15 protein-coding genes are annotated in these 15,514 nt (G+C 68.2%); 10 read left to right on the top strand and 5 right to left on the bottom strand.

Annotation, left to right across the window (positions count from 1 at the left end):
- The first annotated feature begins 54 nt into the window (after positions 1-54).
- The 3 genes from AC1DTF_RS18350 to AC1DTF_RS18340 are packed head-to-tail and all read left to right on the top strand — an operon-like array spanning position 55 to position 3,566.
- Positions 55-1,089, top strand: a complete 1,035-nt coding sequence (locus AC1DTF_RS18350) for an enoyl-CoA hydratase/isomerase family protein (RefSeq protein WP_477475094.1) — start codon at positions 55-57, stop codon at positions 1,087-1,089.
- An 11-nt stretch (positions 1,090-1,100) separates the two neighbouring features.
- A complete protein-coding gene (locus AC1DTF_RS18345) occupies positions 1,101-1,874 on the top strand; it encodes an enoyl-CoA hydratase (protein WP_477475093.1) in 774 nt (257 codons plus the stop codon).
- A 9-nt stretch (positions 1,875-1,883) separates the two neighbouring features.
- Complete coding sequence (locus AC1DTF_RS18340; protein ID WP_477475092.1) at positions 1,884-3,566, top strand: alpha/beta hydrolase; 1,683 nt, start codon at positions 1,884-1,886, stop codon at positions 3,564-3,566.
- On the opposite strand, the gene AC1DTF_RS18335 is transcribed toward AC1DTF_RS18340, so the two are convergent.
- Together AC1DTF_RS18335 and AC1DTF_RS18330 are read right to left on the bottom strand one after the other, a co-directional pair.
- Complete coding sequence (locus AC1DTF_RS18335; RefSeq protein ID WP_477475091.1) at positions 3,537-3,926, bottom strand: rhodanese-like domain-containing protein; 390 nt, start codon at positions 3,924-3,926, stop codon at positions 3,537-3,539. The genes AC1DTF_RS18340 and AC1DTF_RS18335 overlap by 30 nt on opposite strands.
- A 4-nt stretch (positions 3,927-3,930) precedes the next feature.
- Positions 3,931-4,467 carry a cysteine dioxygenase gene (locus AC1DTF_RS18330; RefSeq protein WP_057165646.1) on the bottom strand — a complete coding sequence of 179 codons (537 nt, stop codon included), beginning with the start codon at positions 4,465-4,467 and terminating at the stop codon, positions 3,931-3,933.
- 115 nt (positions 4,468-4,582) lie between these two features.
- On the opposite strand from AC1DTF_RS18330, the gene lpqV reads away from it, so the two are divergent.
- Complete coding sequence (lpqV, locus tag AC1DTF_RS18325; protein WP_477475090.1) at positions 4,583-5,005, top strand: lipoprotein LpqV; 423 nt, start codon at positions 4,583-4,585, stop codon at positions 5,003-5,005.
- A gap of 9 nt (positions 5,006-5,014) precedes the next feature.
- Here lpqV and AC1DTF_RS18320 read toward each other — a convergent pair whose 3' ends face one another.
- On the bottom strand, positions 5,015-6,700 hold the full coding sequence (locus tag AC1DTF_RS18320; protein ID WP_477475089.1) for a SulP family inorganic anion transporter: 1,686 nt from the start codon (positions 6,698-6,700) through the stop codon (positions 5,015-5,017).
- Positions 6,701-6,747: 47 nt separating this feature from the next.
- Between AC1DTF_RS18320 and AC1DTF_RS18315 the strand changes: the two genes are divergently transcribed.
- Positions 6,748-7,710: a patatin-like phospholipase family protein gene (locus AC1DTF_RS18315; RefSeq protein WP_057165643.1), complete on the top strand. Its 963-nt coding sequence runs from the start codon at positions 6,748-6,750 to the stop codon at positions 7,708-7,710.
- On the opposite strand, the gene AC1DTF_RS18310 is transcribed toward AC1DTF_RS18315, so the two are convergent.
- Entirely contained in the window at positions 7,707-8,564 is an 858-nt protein-coding gene (locus AC1DTF_RS18310) for a patatin-like phospholipase family protein (protein WP_477475122.1), read from the bottom strand. The genes AC1DTF_RS18315 and AC1DTF_RS18310 overlap by 4 nt on opposite strands.
- 108 nt (positions 8,565-8,672) lie before the next feature.
- Between AC1DTF_RS18310 and AC1DTF_RS18305 the strand changes: the two genes are divergently transcribed.
- Positions 8,673-9,719 (top strand): zinc-binding dehydrogenase, encoded by a 1,047-nt coding sequence (locus AC1DTF_RS18305; RefSeq protein WP_477475088.1) that lies wholly within the window; start codon positions 8,673-8,675, stop codon positions 9,717-9,719.
- Here the strand turns inward: AC1DTF_RS18305 and AC1DTF_RS18300 are convergent, their stop codons facing one another.
- The gene (locus AC1DTF_RS18300; protein WP_477475087.1) at positions 9,720-10,769 is read right to left on the bottom strand and encodes an NAD(P)H-dependent amine dehydrogenase family protein; all 1,050 of its coding nucleotides are present in this window, start codon (positions 10,767-10,769) and stop codon (positions 9,720-9,722) included.
- A gap of 99 nt (positions 10,770-10,868) precedes the next feature.
- Between AC1DTF_RS18300 and AC1DTF_RS18295 the strand changes: the two genes are divergently transcribed.
- The 4 genes from AC1DTF_RS18295 (at position 10,869) to AC1DTF_RS18280 (ending at position 15,426) form a co-directional block, all read left to right on the top strand.
- Positions 10,869-11,999, top strand: coding sequence for a BTAD domain-containing putative transcriptional regulator (locus AC1DTF_RS18295; protein WP_477475086.1), 1,131 nt, complete (start codon positions 10,869-10,871; stop codon positions 11,997-11,999).
- A 67-nt stretch (positions 12,000-12,066) separates the two neighbouring features.
- Positions 12,067-13,701: a serine/threonine-protein kinase gene (locus AC1DTF_RS18290; RefSeq protein ID WP_477475085.1), complete on the top strand. Its 1,635-nt coding sequence runs from the start codon at positions 12,067-12,069 to the stop codon at positions 13,699-13,701.
- Between the two features lie 99 nt (positions 13,702-13,800).
- Positions 13,801-14,136: a DUF732 domain-containing protein gene (locus AC1DTF_RS18285; RefSeq protein WP_477475084.1), complete on the top strand. Its 336-nt coding sequence runs from the start codon at positions 13,801-13,803 to the stop codon at positions 14,134-14,136.
- Positions 14,137-14,235: 99 nt separating this feature from the next.
- Positions 14,236-15,426 (top strand): lipid-transfer protein, encoded by a 1,191-nt coding sequence (locus tag AC1DTF_RS18280; protein WP_057165637.1) that lies wholly within the window; start codon positions 14,236-14,238, stop codon positions 15,424-15,426.
- The last annotated feature ends 88 nt before the right edge of the window (positions 15,427-15,514 follow it).

Raw genomic sequence — 15,514 nt, 5'->3', positions numbered from 1 at the left:
GTGCAAACCCTACCCGTCGCACGTCACACGGAGGCTACGAACTAGATTGCAATCGTGGCAGAAAACGAGGACATCCTAGTAAGTGTCCGCAACGGCGTCGGGGTCGTCACGCTCAACCGTCCGAAGGCGATCAACTCGCTCAACGACGTGATGGTCGACGGCCTGCAGAAGGCCCTGACGACCTGGGAAAACGACGCCTCCGTGCGGTCTGTGCTGCTGACCGGCGCGGGCGAGCGCGGCCTGTGCGCCGGCGGCGATGTCGTGGCGCTCTATCACAGCGCCAAGGCCGACGGCTCCTACGCGCGCAAGTTCTGGTGGGACGAATACCTGCTCAACGCCCACATCGGCCGCTACCCGAAGCCCTATATCGCCCTGATGGATGGCATCGTCATGGGCGGTGGCGTCGGCGTCGCGGCCCACGGCAGCGTCCGGGTCGTCACCGACAAGACGAAGATGGGCATGCCCGAGGTCGGCATCGGCTTCATCCCCGACGTCGGTGGCACCTACCTGCTCTCCCGCACCCCGGGACTGCTCGGCCTGCATGCCGCGCTGACCGGCGCCCCGTTCTCCGGTGCGGACGCCATCGCCATGGGCTTCGCCGACCACTTCGTCCCGCACGAGCGCCTGCACGACTTCGCCGAGGCCGTGGTCACCGACGGACACGAGGACGCGCTGAACTCCTACGCCGAGGAGCCACCGGCCAGTGAGCTGCTCGCGCAGCGCGATTGGATCGACACCTGCTACGCCAGGGACACCGTCGGCGACATCATCGACGACCTGCGCCGCCAGGAGACCGCACAGGCCGACGCGGCCGCCCACCTGATCGCCACCCGCTCCCCCATCGCGCTGGCCGTCACGCTCACCTCGGTGCGCCGCGCGGCCCACCTGGAAACCCTGGAAGAGGTTCTGCAGCAGGAGTTCCGGGTGTCGGTGGCCTCGGCGAAGTCGCACGATTTCGTCGAAGGTATCCGTGCCCAGCTGGTGGACAAGGACCGCAACCCCCAGTGGTCACCGGCCACGCTCGAACTCTGCGATGATGCGGCCATCGACGCCTATTTCGCCTCCGCCCACCCCGATCTGACGTTCTGAGGAGTGCAGCCATGAGCTACGACACCATTCTGGTGACCCGCGACGGCCGGGTGGCCACCATCACGCTGAACCGGCCCAAGGCCCTCAACGCGCTCAACAGCCAGGTCATGCACGAAGTGACCTCCGCCGCAGCGGAACTCGATGCCGACCCCGGCGTCGGCGCCATCATCCTGACCGGCAGCGAGAAGGCGTTCGCCGCCGGCGCCGACATCAAGGAGATGGCAGACCTGTCCTTCGCGGAGGTGTTCAGCCAGGACTTCTTCGCGCTGTGGGGCAAGTTCGCCGCCACCCGCACCCCCACCATTGCCGCGGTCGCCGGGTACGCCCTCGGCGGCGGGTGCGAGCTGGCCATGATGTGCGATCTGCTGATCGCCGCGGACACCGCGAAATTCGGCCAGCCCGAGATCAAACTCGGCGTGCTGCCGGGTATGGGCGGCAGCCAGCGCCTGACCCGCGCCATCGGCAAGGCCAAGGCGATGGACCTGATCCTCACCGGCCGCACCATCGACGCCGCCGAGGCCGAACGCAGCGGCCTGGTCTCCCGGGTGGTCCCGGCGGACACCCTGCTCGACGAGGCGAACGCCACCGCCGCGACGATCGCCGGGATGTCGCTGTCGGCGGCGCGGATGGCCAAGGAGGCCGTCAACCGCGCCTTCGAGTCGACGCTCGCCGAGGGCCTGCTCTACGAGCGGCGGATCTTCCACTCGGCGTTCGCCACCGAGGACCAGAAGGAAGGCATGGCCGCGTTCACCGAGAAGCGCGCGGCGAACTTCACCCATCGCTAAAGTCGAGCGGTGAATGTCACCGCCGCTGAGCCGGAAGCCACCGAAGCGCCCCCCAAGCGCGACTGGTGGACCCGGCATTACACCTTCACCGGCACCGCTGTCGGCCTGGTGTTCATCTGGCTGTCGCTGACCCCGTCCCTGCTGCCCCGCGGCCCGCTGTTCCAGGGTCTGGTGAGCGGTGCGGCCGGCGGTATCGGCTACGGCCTCGGGGTTTTCGGCGTCTGGCTGTTCCGCTACATGCTCTCGCGGGACAGCACGCCGGCGCCGCCGAAGCGGGCCTGGCTGATCCTGCTCGTGGTCGGTGTCATCGGGCAGATCGCCGCGATCGTCTACTTCCACGTCTGGCAGGACGATATCCGTGACCTGATGGGCGTGCCGCGGCTCGCCTTCTGGGATCACCCGCTGACCGCGGTGCTGGCCATCGTGTTCCTGTTCATGTTCGTCGAGATCGGCCAGCTGGTAGGCAAATTGGTGCGCTACCTGGTGCACCAGCTGGAACGGGTCGCGCCGCCGCGGGTGTCCGGCGTGATCGCGGTGACCCTGGTGCTCGCCCTCACGATCGCCCTGCTCAACGGGATCGTGGTGCGATTCGCGATGAGCACCATCAACAACACGTTCGAAAGCGTGAACAACGAAGACGATCCCGACAACCCCGCTCCCACAACCCCTTTGCGCTCCGGGGGCCCGCAGTCGCTGGTGAGTTGGGAATCGCTGGGACATCAGGGCCGCAACTTCGTGGCCGGCGGGCCGTCGGTGGCGGAGCTCTCCGAATTCAACGGCGCGCCGGCCACCGAACCGATCCGCGCCTACGCCGGGCTGAACTCCGCCGACGGCATCAAGGCCACCGCCGCCCTGGCCGCCGAGGAGCTCCGGCGCACCGGCGGACTCGACCGCGACGTCATCGCCGTCGCCACCACCACCGGAACCGGCTGGATCAACGAGGCGGAGGCGTCCTCACTGGAGTACATGTACAACGGCAACACCGCGATCGTGTCGATGCAGTATTCGTTCCTGCCCAGCTGGATCTCCTTCCTGGTCGATCAGGAGAACGCCCGCCAAGCCGGCCAGGCACTGTTCGAAGCGGTCGACGCCCTGGTGCGCGCACTGCCCGAAGCCGATCGACCCAAGCTGGTGGTGTTCGGGGAGAGCCTCGGCTCGTTCGGCGGCGAAACCCCGTTCCTGGCCCTGAACAACCTCATCGCCCGCACCGACGGCGCGCTGTTCTCCGGACCCACGTTCAAGAACACCATCTGGACCAACCTGACCATCAACCGTGACGCGGGCTCCCCGCAGTGGCTGCCCATCTTCGACAAAGGGGAGAACGTCCGGTTCTCGGCCAAGGCCTCCGAAGACCTGGGCCGGCCCGACGATCCGTGGGGGCAGCCGCGGGCGGTGTACCTGCAGCACGCGTCCGATCCGATCGCTTGGTGGAACCCGGATCTGCTGTTCTCCAAACCGGATTGGCTGCGCGAGCCGCGCGGCTACGACGTGTCCCCGCGGATGGAATGGATCCCGGTCGTGACGTTCCTGCAGGTGTCCGCCGACATGGCGGTCGCCGTCGATGTGCCCGACGGGCACGGCCACGTCTACGTGCGCGATGTCGCCAATGCGTGGGCGGAGATCCTGCAGCCACCGGGGTGGACGCCCGCCAAAACGGAACGGCTACGCCCGGTCCTGCGCTCCGACGAGTGAGGCGGCCGCCAGGGCGTGATAGCCACCGATGACATCGGTCGCCTTGTGCAGGCCGAGGTCCTGCAACGCGGCGGCGGCCAGGCTGGAGGTGTAGCCCTCCGAGCACAGCACGATCCATTCCACGTCATCGCCGACGGCCTGCGGAATGCGGGCGTCGCTGGTCGGATCGCAGCGCCATTCCAGATGATTGCGCTCGATCAGCAACGCACCCGGAACCTCGCCCTCGGCTGCCCGTTGGGCGGCCGGCCGGATGTCGACGAGCACTGCCCCACGTTGCAGCGCGGCCGGTACATCCACCGCCTCGACCCGCTGCAACCGGGCGCGGGCGGCGTCGAGCACCGCCTCGATACGACTGGGCATCTGCTCATCCCTCCGGGGCGTCGGTGAGTTCGGTGCGGTTGCGGCGCAGTGTGTTCCGCTCGGTCACACCGTAGTAGGACATGGCCGTCAGCGGTGGAGAATAGGCGTGCACGCTCAACGTGACGGGCACCGGGGTGGGGGCGGGCGCCCACACCACGTCGTGCACCCAGCCCAGCGGGAAGCCCGCCTGATCACCGGCTGTCAACTCACGGTTGCGCAGCCCGTGGCCGTCCCAGCGGGTCTCCTGCAACGCACCCGAGACCACCGTCAGCGCGCCCAGCGATCCGCCGTGATCGTGCAGTTCGGTCGACTTGTCCGGCACCCAGCTGATCAACCAGATGTCGAGCTCGTCGTCGCCGTAGAGCCGGCTGTACCAGCGCTCGTCGGTGGGCAACCGGCCACCGCGGAGCAACCGGTCATAGCGCCCCGACAGCACATCGTCGGCGCAGCGGTCGGTGGCCTGCAGCAGATCGGGCACGCGGAGACGCGTGGGGGCCGAGACGGCGGGCGAAAGGGTGGGGGCCAGCAGTGGGGCAACCATGATGGGACTCCAGGAGAACGGAAACGGGTGGGTGGTCGGTGCTCACGCAGCGCGACAACACTCCTGAAATCCGGTCCCCTCCGTCATGGCCGCGAGTGTTGCATAGATTGGCGGTATGCGCCGCTACCCGATCCTCGTGACAGCAGCCGCCGCCGCTCTCCTGAGCGGGTGCTCGCCCAGCACCGAGGACCCTGCCCCCGACACGTCCACACCGAGCACCACCACCACGGAGGCGGCACCGCAGTCCGAGGAGGGGCAGGTGCCCGACGGTGCGGTCCAGGTCTCGCCGGGCGGGGTGACGACGGGTGTCGGCGCACCCGCGGACGCCACCGAATCCGGCTATGGCCAGGCCTGTCTTGCCGCGAGGGCATGGTTCGACGCGCAGAACGGCACGGTGGAGGCCTACCTGCAGACGGTGCAGGCCCCCGGTGCGCCCGGGCCGGGCACCTTCGACATCGCGTGGCCCGAGCTGACCCCCGGCCAGCAGGCCGCGGTCATCATGGCCGCCAACGCCGCAGCCAACGAAGAGTGCGGCTGACGTTTGGAATCACGGCGAGCCCAACGGCCGCCCGGCGATCCAATCCCGCCCCCGTGCGACGGCGGTGTTCAGGGCGCCCAGCACCTCATCGGTGCCCTCCACGATGCCGTCGGGACCCAGCACCTCGGCCAGCCCGCCCCGGGTCAGCACCTGCGCGACGGCGGGAGTGACGCCGGCGATGATGAGCCGTCCGTGATTGGCCGTCAGTTCGGCGGCCCACCGGCGCAGGGCCTTGATCGCCACCGATGACGGCACGTCGGGCAGCATGCGCATGCTCAGCACCACCACCGCATTGCGGCTGCCGTCGATGCGCGGCCATTCCTCGTCGATGCGCGCGACCTCGGCGAACAGCCCCACCCCGGCGTAGTGCAGCACGGTGACCTCATTGCTGGCGCAGCGTTTCGGCATCGGCACGACGCGCCAGACACCCTGCTCATCGGCGGGCTGCAGCGCCACGAGTTGGGCGGCCTTGGCCGCCTTGGCGCAGTACAGCACCAGTGAGGTGATGACGCCGATCAGGATCGCGGTGTGCAGCGGGAGCTCGGTGGTGGCGACAAAGGTGATGATCATGGCGACCGCAGACAGCGGTGCGACCTGCAGCACCAGCTTGATATCGGGCCACCGCCCGATCACCAGTTCGGCACCGATGACCAGGATGAGCCCGCCGATCACCGGCATCGGGATGATCTCGGCCGCCGATCCGGCCACCAGCACCAGGACGGCCAGCCACAGTCCGGCGAAGATGCCCGCCCACCGGGTCTGCGCCCCGGCGGAGGTGGCGACACCGGTGCGCGACAGTGAGCCACCGGCCGGCAGCGCCCCGAACATGCCGCCGACGGCGTTGGCCGCACCCTGGGCGAGGAAGTCACCGTTCATGTTGGTGCGGCTGCCGTCCGGATTCGGCACCGCGGCAGAGATCCCGGCGGCCTGTGCCAGCGCCACCAGAGCCACCGCGACACCGCCCATGAACAGCTCGGGCATGACGGCGAAGTCGGGAACCGTCAGCGGTGGAAGGGCATTGGCGATGGACGCGATATCGCCCACCGTCTCCACATCGGTACCGGCAATGGCGACGACCGCGGTCACGATGACCAGCGCCAGCAGCGTCGCGAACGACCGCACCGGCTTGATGAAGTGGAAGACCGCCCACACTGCGACGGTGCCGGCGGCGACCGCAGCGGCCGCCGGGTGCCACAGCCCGATATGGGCCAGCGAATCGATGAACTTTCCGATCGTGTTGTCGCTGACGGGTTTGTACCCGGTGGCGTCGCCCAGCACCCCCGCGATGATCTGCACCGCGATGCCGGTGGAGAAGCCGGTCATCACCGCGTTGGACACGAAGCTCATGATCGAGCCGAATTTGAGCAGCCCGAAGATCAGCATGACGACGCCGACGATGACGGCCAGCGCGGCGATGTTGGACGGGTCGGCGGGATCCAGACCGGCGTCCTCCAGCACGCTGCGCGACGTCAGCGCGATCGCACTGGTCAGGGTGGTCACCATCAGCACGGTGCGGGCGAACAACGATCCGATGATGCCGGGCACGATGCCGGCATAGATTCCGGCCACCGGGTTGAACCCACCGATGCTGGCGTAGGCCATCCCCTCGGGGATGGAGAACAGCCCGGTGACCAGGCCGGCGAGCGCGTCACGCGGCGTGGGCTTACCCAGACGCTTCGGCAGTCCGATTGCCATCGTCACAGTCTCGCCGACGGTGGCGGCGGGTGCACCAGAATGGAGGCATGCGAATCGCAGTGGCGCTGGGCAGCGGAGGTGCACGCGGCTACGCGCACATCGGGGTGATCAACGAACTGAACGAGCGTGGCTACGAGATCGTCGGCGTCGCCGGGTCCTCCATGGGCGCCCTTGTCGGCGGATTGCATGCCGCCGGCAAACTCGATGAATTCGCGCACTGGGCAGGATCATTGACCCAGCGGGCAGTGCTGCGGCTGCTGGATCCGTCGTTGACGTCGCCGGGTGTGCTGCGCGCCGAGAAGATCCTCGATGCGGTGCGCGAGATCCTCGGCGACGTCACCATCGAATCGCTACCCATCCCCTACACCTCGGTGGCCACCGACCTGATCGCCGGGAAGTCGGTGTGGTTGCAGCGCGGTCCGCTCGATGACGCGATCCGGGCCTCGATCGCGATCCCCGGCATTTTCACCCCGCATGTGCTGGACGGACGGCTGCTGGCCGACGGCGGCATCCTGGATCCGCTGCCGATGGCGCCCCTCTCCGCGGTCAACGCCGACCTGACCATCGCGGTGAGTTTGTCCGGCGGCGATCCGGCGGTTCGGTTGAGTGAACACGAGCCCCGGGTGACCACCGAGTGGCTGAGCCGGATGTGGCGTAGCACAACGGCTTTGCTCGACACGTCCACGGCGCAGCGGGTGATGGACAGCCCGGCCGCCAAGTCGGTGCTCAGCCGGTTCAGCAGCTCGCTCGACGATGCGGCCGGAGCCGCCGAGCCGTTGAGCGACACCGGGATTCCCGAGCTGCCGCGGTTGGGAAGTTTCGAGATCATGAATCGCACCATCGATATCGCCCAGTCGGCGCTGGCCCGGCACACGCTGGCCACCTACCCGCCCGATCTGCTGATCGAGGTGCCGCGCAACGCCTGCCGCAGCCTGGAATACCACCGCGCCGAAGAGGTCATCGAGATCGGCCAGGAGTTGGCTGCGGCCGCCCTGGACGCGCTCGGTTAACCGCCCAGGAACGCCCCGACGGCTGCTGCCACCCGGCGGCCCTGCGCACGACCGGCGACCGCCGAGGGCCGCCGGCACCGCGGATCCAGCGGGTTGCTTCCGAAGGCGACGAGCGCGTCGTCGTCGGCGAAGACGGCGAAGGTCGCGCCGGGGAAGGCCGCGATCTCAGCGCCCGCGCCGTCGCCGAACGGGGACGGCGACGTTTCACCGGCGGGCACCAGCACCGCCGCCGTGGTGCAGTCGGCGGCAGCGGACATGTTGACCGCGCTGCCCACTCCGCCGTCCATGAACGTGCGCGACCCGATGGTGACGGTCGGCCAGGCGCCGGGCACCGCGCAACTGGCGGCAACCGCATCGACCAGCGCAACGCCGGATTCGCGGGTGAAGACCACGAGTTCACCTGTCGCGGTGTCGATGGCGGTGATGCGCAGATCCCGGTCCGGCCAATCGTGCGAGGGCAGCCGGTGCGCGATGACCTCGCGGCGTACCTGCTCGGGCACGGTGTCGGCGGCCAGCGCGATATCGCCGATGCGACGCAACCGTTCCAGGGTGCTACCGGCGTCGCCGAGCGCACTGAGGAACACCTCGGTGATGTCGTCGATGGTGGCGCCGGAGTCGATCTCGTGAGATTCCTCGGCGATCTGACGGGCGTACAGCTCGGCAAGGGCCGCGCCGCTGCCGAGCTGGGCCGCCACCGCCGAACCGGCCGAGGTCCCCAGCAATACATCAGAATTCAGCAGGGCGTCGGCAACCCGCGGCGCCTCGTCGGCGATCCCGGCGAGCACCCCGGTTTCCCAGGCGATGCCCGCCAGCCCGCCGCCGGCCAGAATCAGTGCACGTGTCACGTCGGCCAGTGTGCCAGTTGGCCGACGAGCACCGGTCAGCCGTCGGTGCGACGCCACCCGGTCATTGCCCCGCCGCCCGTTGGTGCGCCATCATGGCCCTACAGCGACAGGAGCAAAATGAGCACTCAGACGATGCGCGCCCAACGGTTCTATGCCGACACCAAAATTATTGCGGTCGAAGATGTTCCGATACCCGAGCCGGGCCCGGGCGAAGTCCTCGTCAGGGTGGCGTTCTGCGGTATCTGCCACTCGGACCTCAGCCTCATCAACGGCACCTTTCCGTCGCAGCTGCCGGTGGTCACCCAGGGACACGAGGCGTCGGGCACTGTTGCCGCGCTCGGTCCCGGGGTGACGGGCTGGGCCGAGGGCGACCGGGTGGTGGTGGCCGCCGGGCGGCCCTGCCAGGGCTGTCCCAACTGCGCCCGCGGGGACTTCGGCAACTGCCTGCGCATCCGGCTGATGGCCTTCGCCTATGACGGCGCGTGGGCGCAGTACACCGTCGCGCAGGCCTTCGGGCTGACCCGGGTTCCGGACAATGTGCCGTTGGAGCAGGCGGCGATCCTGGCCGATGCCGTGTCGACTCCGTACGGCGCCGTGGTGCGCACCGGGAAGGTCGGCATCGGCGAATCGGTCGGCGTGTGGGGTGTCGGCGGGGTCGGGACCCACATCGTCCAGTTGGCCCGGTTGGTCGGCGCGGCGCCCATCATCGCCGTCGATATCAAGCCGGCCGTGCTGGACCGGGCGCTCGCACTGGGCGCCGACTACGCCTTCGACGCCCGCGACGGCGCGCTGGGCGAGAAGATCGCCGAACTCACCGGGGGCCGTGGCCTCGACATCGCTTTCGACGCAGTCGGTCTCGGGTCCACCTTCGATCAGGCACTGGCCAGTCTGACCATGGGCGGACGACTGGTCGGGGTGGGCATGAGCGCCGATGCACCGAGCATCGGGCCGACCTCGTTCTTCAACCTGACCCGTAAGCAGGTGCTGGGGCACCTGGGTTATCAGAACGCCGATATCGCGACCCTGGCCAACCTGGTCTCACTGGGGCGCCTCGATCTGAGCCGGTCCATCAGCGAGATCGTGTCGCTGGAGGAGGTGGCCGCCGGGATCGAAAAGCTGGAGCGCGCCGACGGCGATCCCATCCGGATTCTGGTCCAGCCCTGACTAACCCAGGCCGGGTGCGGCCTTCGCGCTGAACAGCGGCAGGTCCAGGTAGGTCGCCACCCCGGGCGGTGCGGCGCACACCGCGGGGATGGAGTTGACGCAGTGCGCGGCGGTGGCGACGACGCCGGGCTCGGGACCGTCCTCGCCCACCTCACCCTGGAAGCCCTTGATGGACACCGTGAAATCGGGGTTGCCGCGCACCTCCATCTCGTAGCGCTGCCCTTCGGGCCCGAAATCCCATGCCGGAGCCAGGTTCTCCTCGCCCATCAGCCAGTTGACCGTCACCCGCACCACGACCTGATCCCCGACGACGGCTTCCCAGTGGAACTTGCGAGCTGCGACCTGGCCGGGTTCGATGACCCCGATCGGCGAGTCGATCGGCGCCGTGGCCACGGCAATCTCTTGACGGGCAACAATTTTCGGGTCAGCGTTGAAGCCGAACGCATCGACGCACATCCGGACGGATTGGATGAACCCACCGTCGAGGAGCTTCTGCATGGGGCCCGACAGCGCCTTGTCCGGGGTGTCGCCGAACCCCATGACGTGGCGCACCACATCGGGCGCGTCGTAGGTGCGCAGGTCGGAGAACTCCTCCGCCCGCACGAACGTCACCCCGGTGGACATCACCGAGAACAACAGCGGGAACTTCTCACTGATGCCGCCGGGGGCGATCCCGGTGCCGTGCAGCGTCGCGCCGCCCGCCAGGCCGGCCTCCCGCAGTGGTGCGGCCTGCTTCTCGCTCGGATAGACCCAGCCGACCGGGGTGACCACGTTCTTGCCCGAGCGCAGCAGCGCGGCCACCTCGTCGGGGTTGGGCATCAGCGGCGCGTAGACGACGGCGTCCGCGTCCAGGGCCAGAATCTCATCGACGTTGTTGGTCGCGATGATCCCGAGTGGTTCGCCGCCGACGAGTTCGCCGACGTCGCGGCCGTGTTTGGCTTCCGAATGCACCCAGCAACCGACCAGTTCCAGGTCGGGGTGCTCAAGCACACCCTTGATGGCGGCGACGCCGACGCCGCCCGTGGCCCACTGCACAACCCGCAACGCCATAATCTCGCCTTTCGCCAAAACTAGAACACGTTCTACCACTATCCGGGCCGGGTTCGCGGGCATCCGGGCACAATGCTGTTTCATGAACGGCGCCCCTCCATGAGCAGCGGCTTGGACTTCGGGGTGCTCGGCCCGCTGCAGCTGAGCATCGACGGAACACCGGTGGCGCTGGGCACGCCGAAGCAGCGGGCGGTGCTGGCCATGTTGGTGATGAGCCGCAACCGTCCGATCAGCAGCGACGCCCTGGTCGGCGCGGCCTGGGAGCAGTACCCGCCGCCAGAGCCCAAGGCCAGCCTGCATTCCTACATCTCCAACCTGCGCAAGCTGATCAGCAGCGCAGGTTCGGACGGCCGGATGATCCTGGCCAGCGCGCCGCCGGGTTACCGGCTGACCGTCGCCGATGACGGGTGCGATCTCGGGCGCTTCGTGGCGGCCAAGAACGCCGGCGTACAGGCGGCCGCGGCCGGTCAGTTCGAACAGGCCAGCAGTCACCTGGCCGCGGCGCTGGCTCAGTGGCGCGGACCGGTCCTCGACGACCTGCGCGATTTCGAGTTCGTCGGGCCGTTCGCCACCGCGCTCATCGAGGACAAGGTCGTGGCGCACACCGCGCACGCCGAGGCCGAGATCGCCTGCAACCGTGGCCATGCCGTCATTGCCACGCTGGAGTCCCTCGTCACCGAGCATCCCTACCGCGAACCGCTGTGGACGCAGCTGATCACCGCCTACTACGTCAGCGAGCGGCAATCCGACGCGCTGGATGCCTATCAGCGGTTGCGCTCCACGCTGGCCGAGGATCTCGGTCTCGATCCCGGCCCCTCGGCGCGGGCGCTGTCCGAACGCATTCTGCGCCAGGAGCCGATCAACACCCGCCAGGCCGCCCGCACCACGGCAGTACACAAGATCGATGTGGACATGCGCACCGCGACCGGCGCGCAGTCCGCCCCAGCCCGCATGCGGGCGGCGTCGGGGCGTGTCTATCCGCTGCTGTCGGCGGCCACGCGGATCGGCCGGTTACCTGACAACGACATCGTGCTCGACGACGTCAGCGTGAGTCGTCACCACGCCGTCATCATCGACACCGGCACCAGCTATGTCATCACCGACCTACGATCGGCGAACGGTGTCGAGGTGGCCGGACACCGTATCCGCGGCACGGCCACCCTCACCAGTGGCGACCGCGTCCGGGTGTGCGACCACGAATTCGTCTTCGAGCTCGCGCCGGCCCACTGAGCTTCCCCTGTGGGCACTGTGCGGAACCGTTAATGTGATGGGCCGACACACCGAGTAGGAGCAGGCAATGACCGGGCCGACGTCACGGGAGGGTACGGATTTCGGCCGTTATCGACTGCGGCGGCTGATCGGACGCGGCGGCATGGGCGAAGTCTATGAAGCCGAGGACACCGAGAAGGACCGCATCGTCGCGCTGAAACTGCTGCCCGAAGGCGTGTCCCACGATCCAGTGTTCCGCAAACGCCTACAGCGCGAAGCACATTCGGCGGGCCGGTTACAGGAACCCCATGTGGTGCCGATCCACGACTACGGCGAGATCGACGGCGTTCTCTACGTCGACATGCGCATGATCAACGGCGCCGATCTGCGCAAGATCCTGAAGAGCTACGGGCCGATGACACCGGCTCGCGCGGTGGCGATCGTGCGCCAGATCGCCTCGGCCCTGGACGCCGCGCACGAGAGCGGCATCATGCACCGGGACGTCAAACCGGAGAACATCCTCATCACCCGGGATGACTTCGCCTATCTGGTGGACTTCGGTATCGCCAATGCCGCCAGTGACGAGAAGCTGACCGAATTGGGCACCGCGGTAGGCACTTACGCGTACATGGCACCCGAACGATTCACCAGCGACGAGGTGACCTACCGCGCCGATGTGTATGCGCTGACCTGCGTCCTGCACGAATGCCTGACCGGCTCCCAGCCCTATCCCGGGGACAGCGTGAGCATGGTGATCACCGCGCACCTGATGCAGCCGATCCCGGCCCCGAGCCGGACCCGGCCCGGTATCCCCTCGGCATTCGACGGTGTCGTGTCCCGCGGGATGGCCAAGAAACCGGCCGAGCGGTTCGCCAGCGCCGGGGATCTGGCCGCCGCAGCCACCGACGCGTTGAGCGTGCGGGACCAGGACCAGGCGGCCCATATCGTGCAACGCGGTGAAGCGGCGACGATGCCGGGCCCCCGGTTCGGTGCGCCCCCGCCGCCACCGCCGTTCGGGGCGACACCACCGCCCGGCGCCACTCCCGCTCCGTTCTACGCCGCACCGCCGCCACCTCCGCCGCCGAATTGGCACACCCCGCCACCCGGCCGCCCGCCGCAGCCCAGGAAGAAGACCCCGTGGCTGCCCATCGCGGCCGCCGCGGGTGTGCTGGCCCTGGTGCTCGCCGCAGTGGGCATCTACTTCGCGGTCAAGCCCGAGGACACCAAGTCCGCGCCGACGACCACGACGTCAGCGGCTCCCAGCACCGAGCGCACCACCCGGACCCGGGCGCCCGATCCGGGGACCTTGCAGGACCGCCTGTTCGGCATGCTCCCGCAGGGTTATGACGCGGGCGTGTGCCAGGCGGTGGATCCGCCGGTGCCCGGTGCGCTGGCGACCGTGGACTGCGGGCCCTCGAGCCTGCCCGGCGGTCCCGTCGCCTCGAGGTACTCGACGTTCCCCGATCAGGGTGCGCTGCGGGCCAACTTCGACGAGGCAATCGGCGAGACCGCGGCGCTGATGCCGTGCCCGAACAGCACCATGGACTCCCCCACCACCTGGCATTACACCGATACCCCGCAGAAGGCCGAGGGGTCCATCGCCTGCGGCACCTACAACGACAGCCCCGATCTCACCTGGACCAAGAACGACGGTCTGCTGCTCGGCAACGCCCAGGGCCCGAACATCGATGAGCTGCATCAATGGTGGCTCGCCTACGGCTGAGGCGCGGCACCAAGCGCGTTCCAAGAATCCGTCAAGGACGTCGTTGGACCCTGATGTCACCCCGGATCACGCCGGGCTCAGACATTCAGGGGAGAAAAGATGTTCGCAGTTCAGCGCCTGACTCAGGCGGCCGGTCTCGCACTGGTCGCCGGCACCGTCGGCCTCGCTTGCGCCGGCATCGCGAGCGCGGTCACCTCCGCCGACGATGCGGCGTTCCTTTCCGATATCCGCTACGAGGGCATCTCCTATGAGTCGGCGGTCGAGGTCATCTCCAACGCGCACGAGGTGTGCGCCGAACTGGACTCCGGGGCCGGCGCTGCCGACATCGGCCTGGACATCCTGGAGCACACCGATCTGAACACGCGGCAGGCCGCGGCGTTCATCGTCATGTCGATCGGCTACTACTGCCCGCAGCACACCGGCGCATTCGCGTGACGGGGCGAGCGACGGGAGATGTACCGGGGCGAGCGTAGCGACGGGAAATGGTCACGCGTTATGTTGAGGCCCAACGCAACGGAGCGAAAGGTGCCACAGATGGCCAACCGGGTATTTGTCGTCGGTGTCGGAATGACCAAATTCGAGAAGCCGGGCCGGCGCGAGGGCTGGGATTACCCCCAGATGGCCAACGAGTCGGGCACCAAGGCGCTCGCCGACGCCGGCATCGACTACAGCCAGGTTCAGCAGGGTTACGTCGGATACTGTTCCGGCGATTCCACTTCGGGCCAGCGCGCGCTGTACGAGCTCGGCATGACCGGTATCCCGATCGTCAACGTCAACAACAACTGCTCCACCGGTTCCACGGCGCTCTACCTTGCCGCGCAGTCGATCCGGGGCGGACTGGCCGACTGTGTCATCGCGCTGGGCTTCGAGAAGATGCAGCCCGGTTCGCTGGGCGGCGGCGCCGATGACCGCGAGTCACCGCTGGGCAGACATGTGAAGGCGCTGGCCGAGATCGACGAGTTCGCCTTCCCGGTGGCGCCGTGGATGTTCGGTGCGGCCGGGCGCGAGCACATGAAGAAGTACGGCACCACCGCAGAGCATTTCGCAAAGATCGGCTACAAGAACCACAAGCATTCGGTGAACAACCCGTACGCCCAGTTCCAGGACGAGTACACCCTCGATGACATCCTGGGCGCCAAGATGATCTCCGACCCGCTGACCAAATTGCAGTGCTCACCGACCTCGGACGGATCGGGCGCCGCGATCGTGGTCAGCGAGGACTTCGTGGCCAAGCACGGCCTTGCCGAGCAGGCCGTGGAGATCGTCGGTCAGGCGATGACCACCGATTTCGCCTCCACCTTCGACGGCAGCGCCGCCAACATCATCGGCTATGACATGAATGTGCAAGCCGCGCAGCAGGTCTACTCGCAGTCCGGGCTGGGGCCCGAGGACTTCCAGGTCATCGAACTGCACGACTGCTTTTCCGCCAACGAGTTGCTGCTGTACGAGGCGCTCGGCCTGTGCGGCGAGGGCGAGGCGCCGAAGCTCATCGACGACAACGACACCACCTACGGTGGACGCTGGGTGGTCAACCCCTCGGGTGGGCTGATCTCCAAGGGACATCCGCTCGGCGCAACCGGCCTGGCGCAGTGTGCCGAACTGACCTGGCAGCTGCGCGGCACCGCCGACAAGCGCCAGGTCGACAACGTCAGCGCCGCACTGCAACACAACATCGGGCTCGGCGGCGCGGCGGTGGTGACCGCCTACCAGCGCGCCGAGCGCTGACTTTCCGTGCGATTTGTGGAGTTTCAGTCGGAATGATTCCGACTGAAACTCCGCAAATCGCTAGAGGGTGACCACCTCGTAGTCACCG

Source organism: Mycobacterium sp. P4_H6 (genome assembly GCF_056400845.1).
The sequence above is the reverse complement of the archived record's forward strand: the minus strand, read 5'-3'. Positions and strand labels throughout refer to the sequence as shown.

What these genes read in the sequence shown, in the direction of transcription:
- AC1DTF_RS18345 (WP_477475093.1), top strand. Translation starts at nt 1,101, where the DNA reads ATGAGCTACGACACCATTCTGGTGACCCGCGACGGCCGGGTGGCCACC.
- AC1DTF_RS18335 (WP_477475091.1), bottom strand. Translation starts at nt 3,926, where the DNA reads ATGCCCAGTCGTATCGAGGCGGTGCTCGACGCCGCCCGCGCCCGGTTG.
- AC1DTF_RS18330 (WP_057165646.1), bottom strand. Translation starts at nt 4,467, where the DNA reads ATGGTTGCCCCACTGCTGGCCCCCACCCTTTCGCCCGCCGTCTCGGCC.
- lpqV (WP_477475090.1), top strand. Translation starts at nt 4,583, where the DNA reads ATGCGCCGCTACCCGATCCTCGTGACAGCAGCCGCCGCCGCTCTCCTG.
- AC1DTF_RS18320 (WP_477475089.1), bottom strand. Translation starts at nt 6,700, where the DNA reads ATGGCAATCGGACTGCCGAAGCGTCTGGGTAAGCCCACGCCGCGTGAC.
- AC1DTF_RS18315 (WP_057165643.1), top strand. Translation starts at nt 6,748, where the DNA reads ATGCGAATCGCAGTGGCGCTGGGCAGCGGAGGTGCACGCGGCTACGCG.
- AC1DTF_RS18305 (WP_477475088.1), top strand. Translation starts at nt 8,673, where the DNA reads ATGAGCACTCAGACGATGCGCGCCCAACGGTTCTATGCCGACACCAAA.
- AC1DTF_RS18300 (WP_477475087.1), bottom strand. Translation starts at nt 10,769, where the DNA reads ATGGCGTTGCGGGTTGTGCAGTGGGCCACGGGCGGCGTCGGCGTCGCC.
- AC1DTF_RS18295 (WP_477475086.1), top strand. Translation starts at nt 10,869, where the DNA reads ATGAGCAGCGGCTTGGACTTCGGGGTGCTCGGCCCGCTGCAGCTGAGC.
- AC1DTF_RS18290 (WP_477475085.1), top strand. Translation starts at nt 12,067, where the DNA reads ATGACCGGGCCGACGTCACGGGAGGGTACGGATTTCGGCCGTTATCGA.
- AC1DTF_RS18285 (WP_477475084.1), top strand. Translation starts at nt 13,801, where the DNA reads ATGTTCGCAGTTCAGCGCCTGACTCAGGCGGCCGGTCTCGCACTGGTC.
- AC1DTF_RS18280 (WP_057165637.1), top strand. Translation starts at nt 14,236, where the DNA reads ATGGCCAACCGGGTATTTGTCGTCGGTGTCGGAATGACCAAATTCGAG.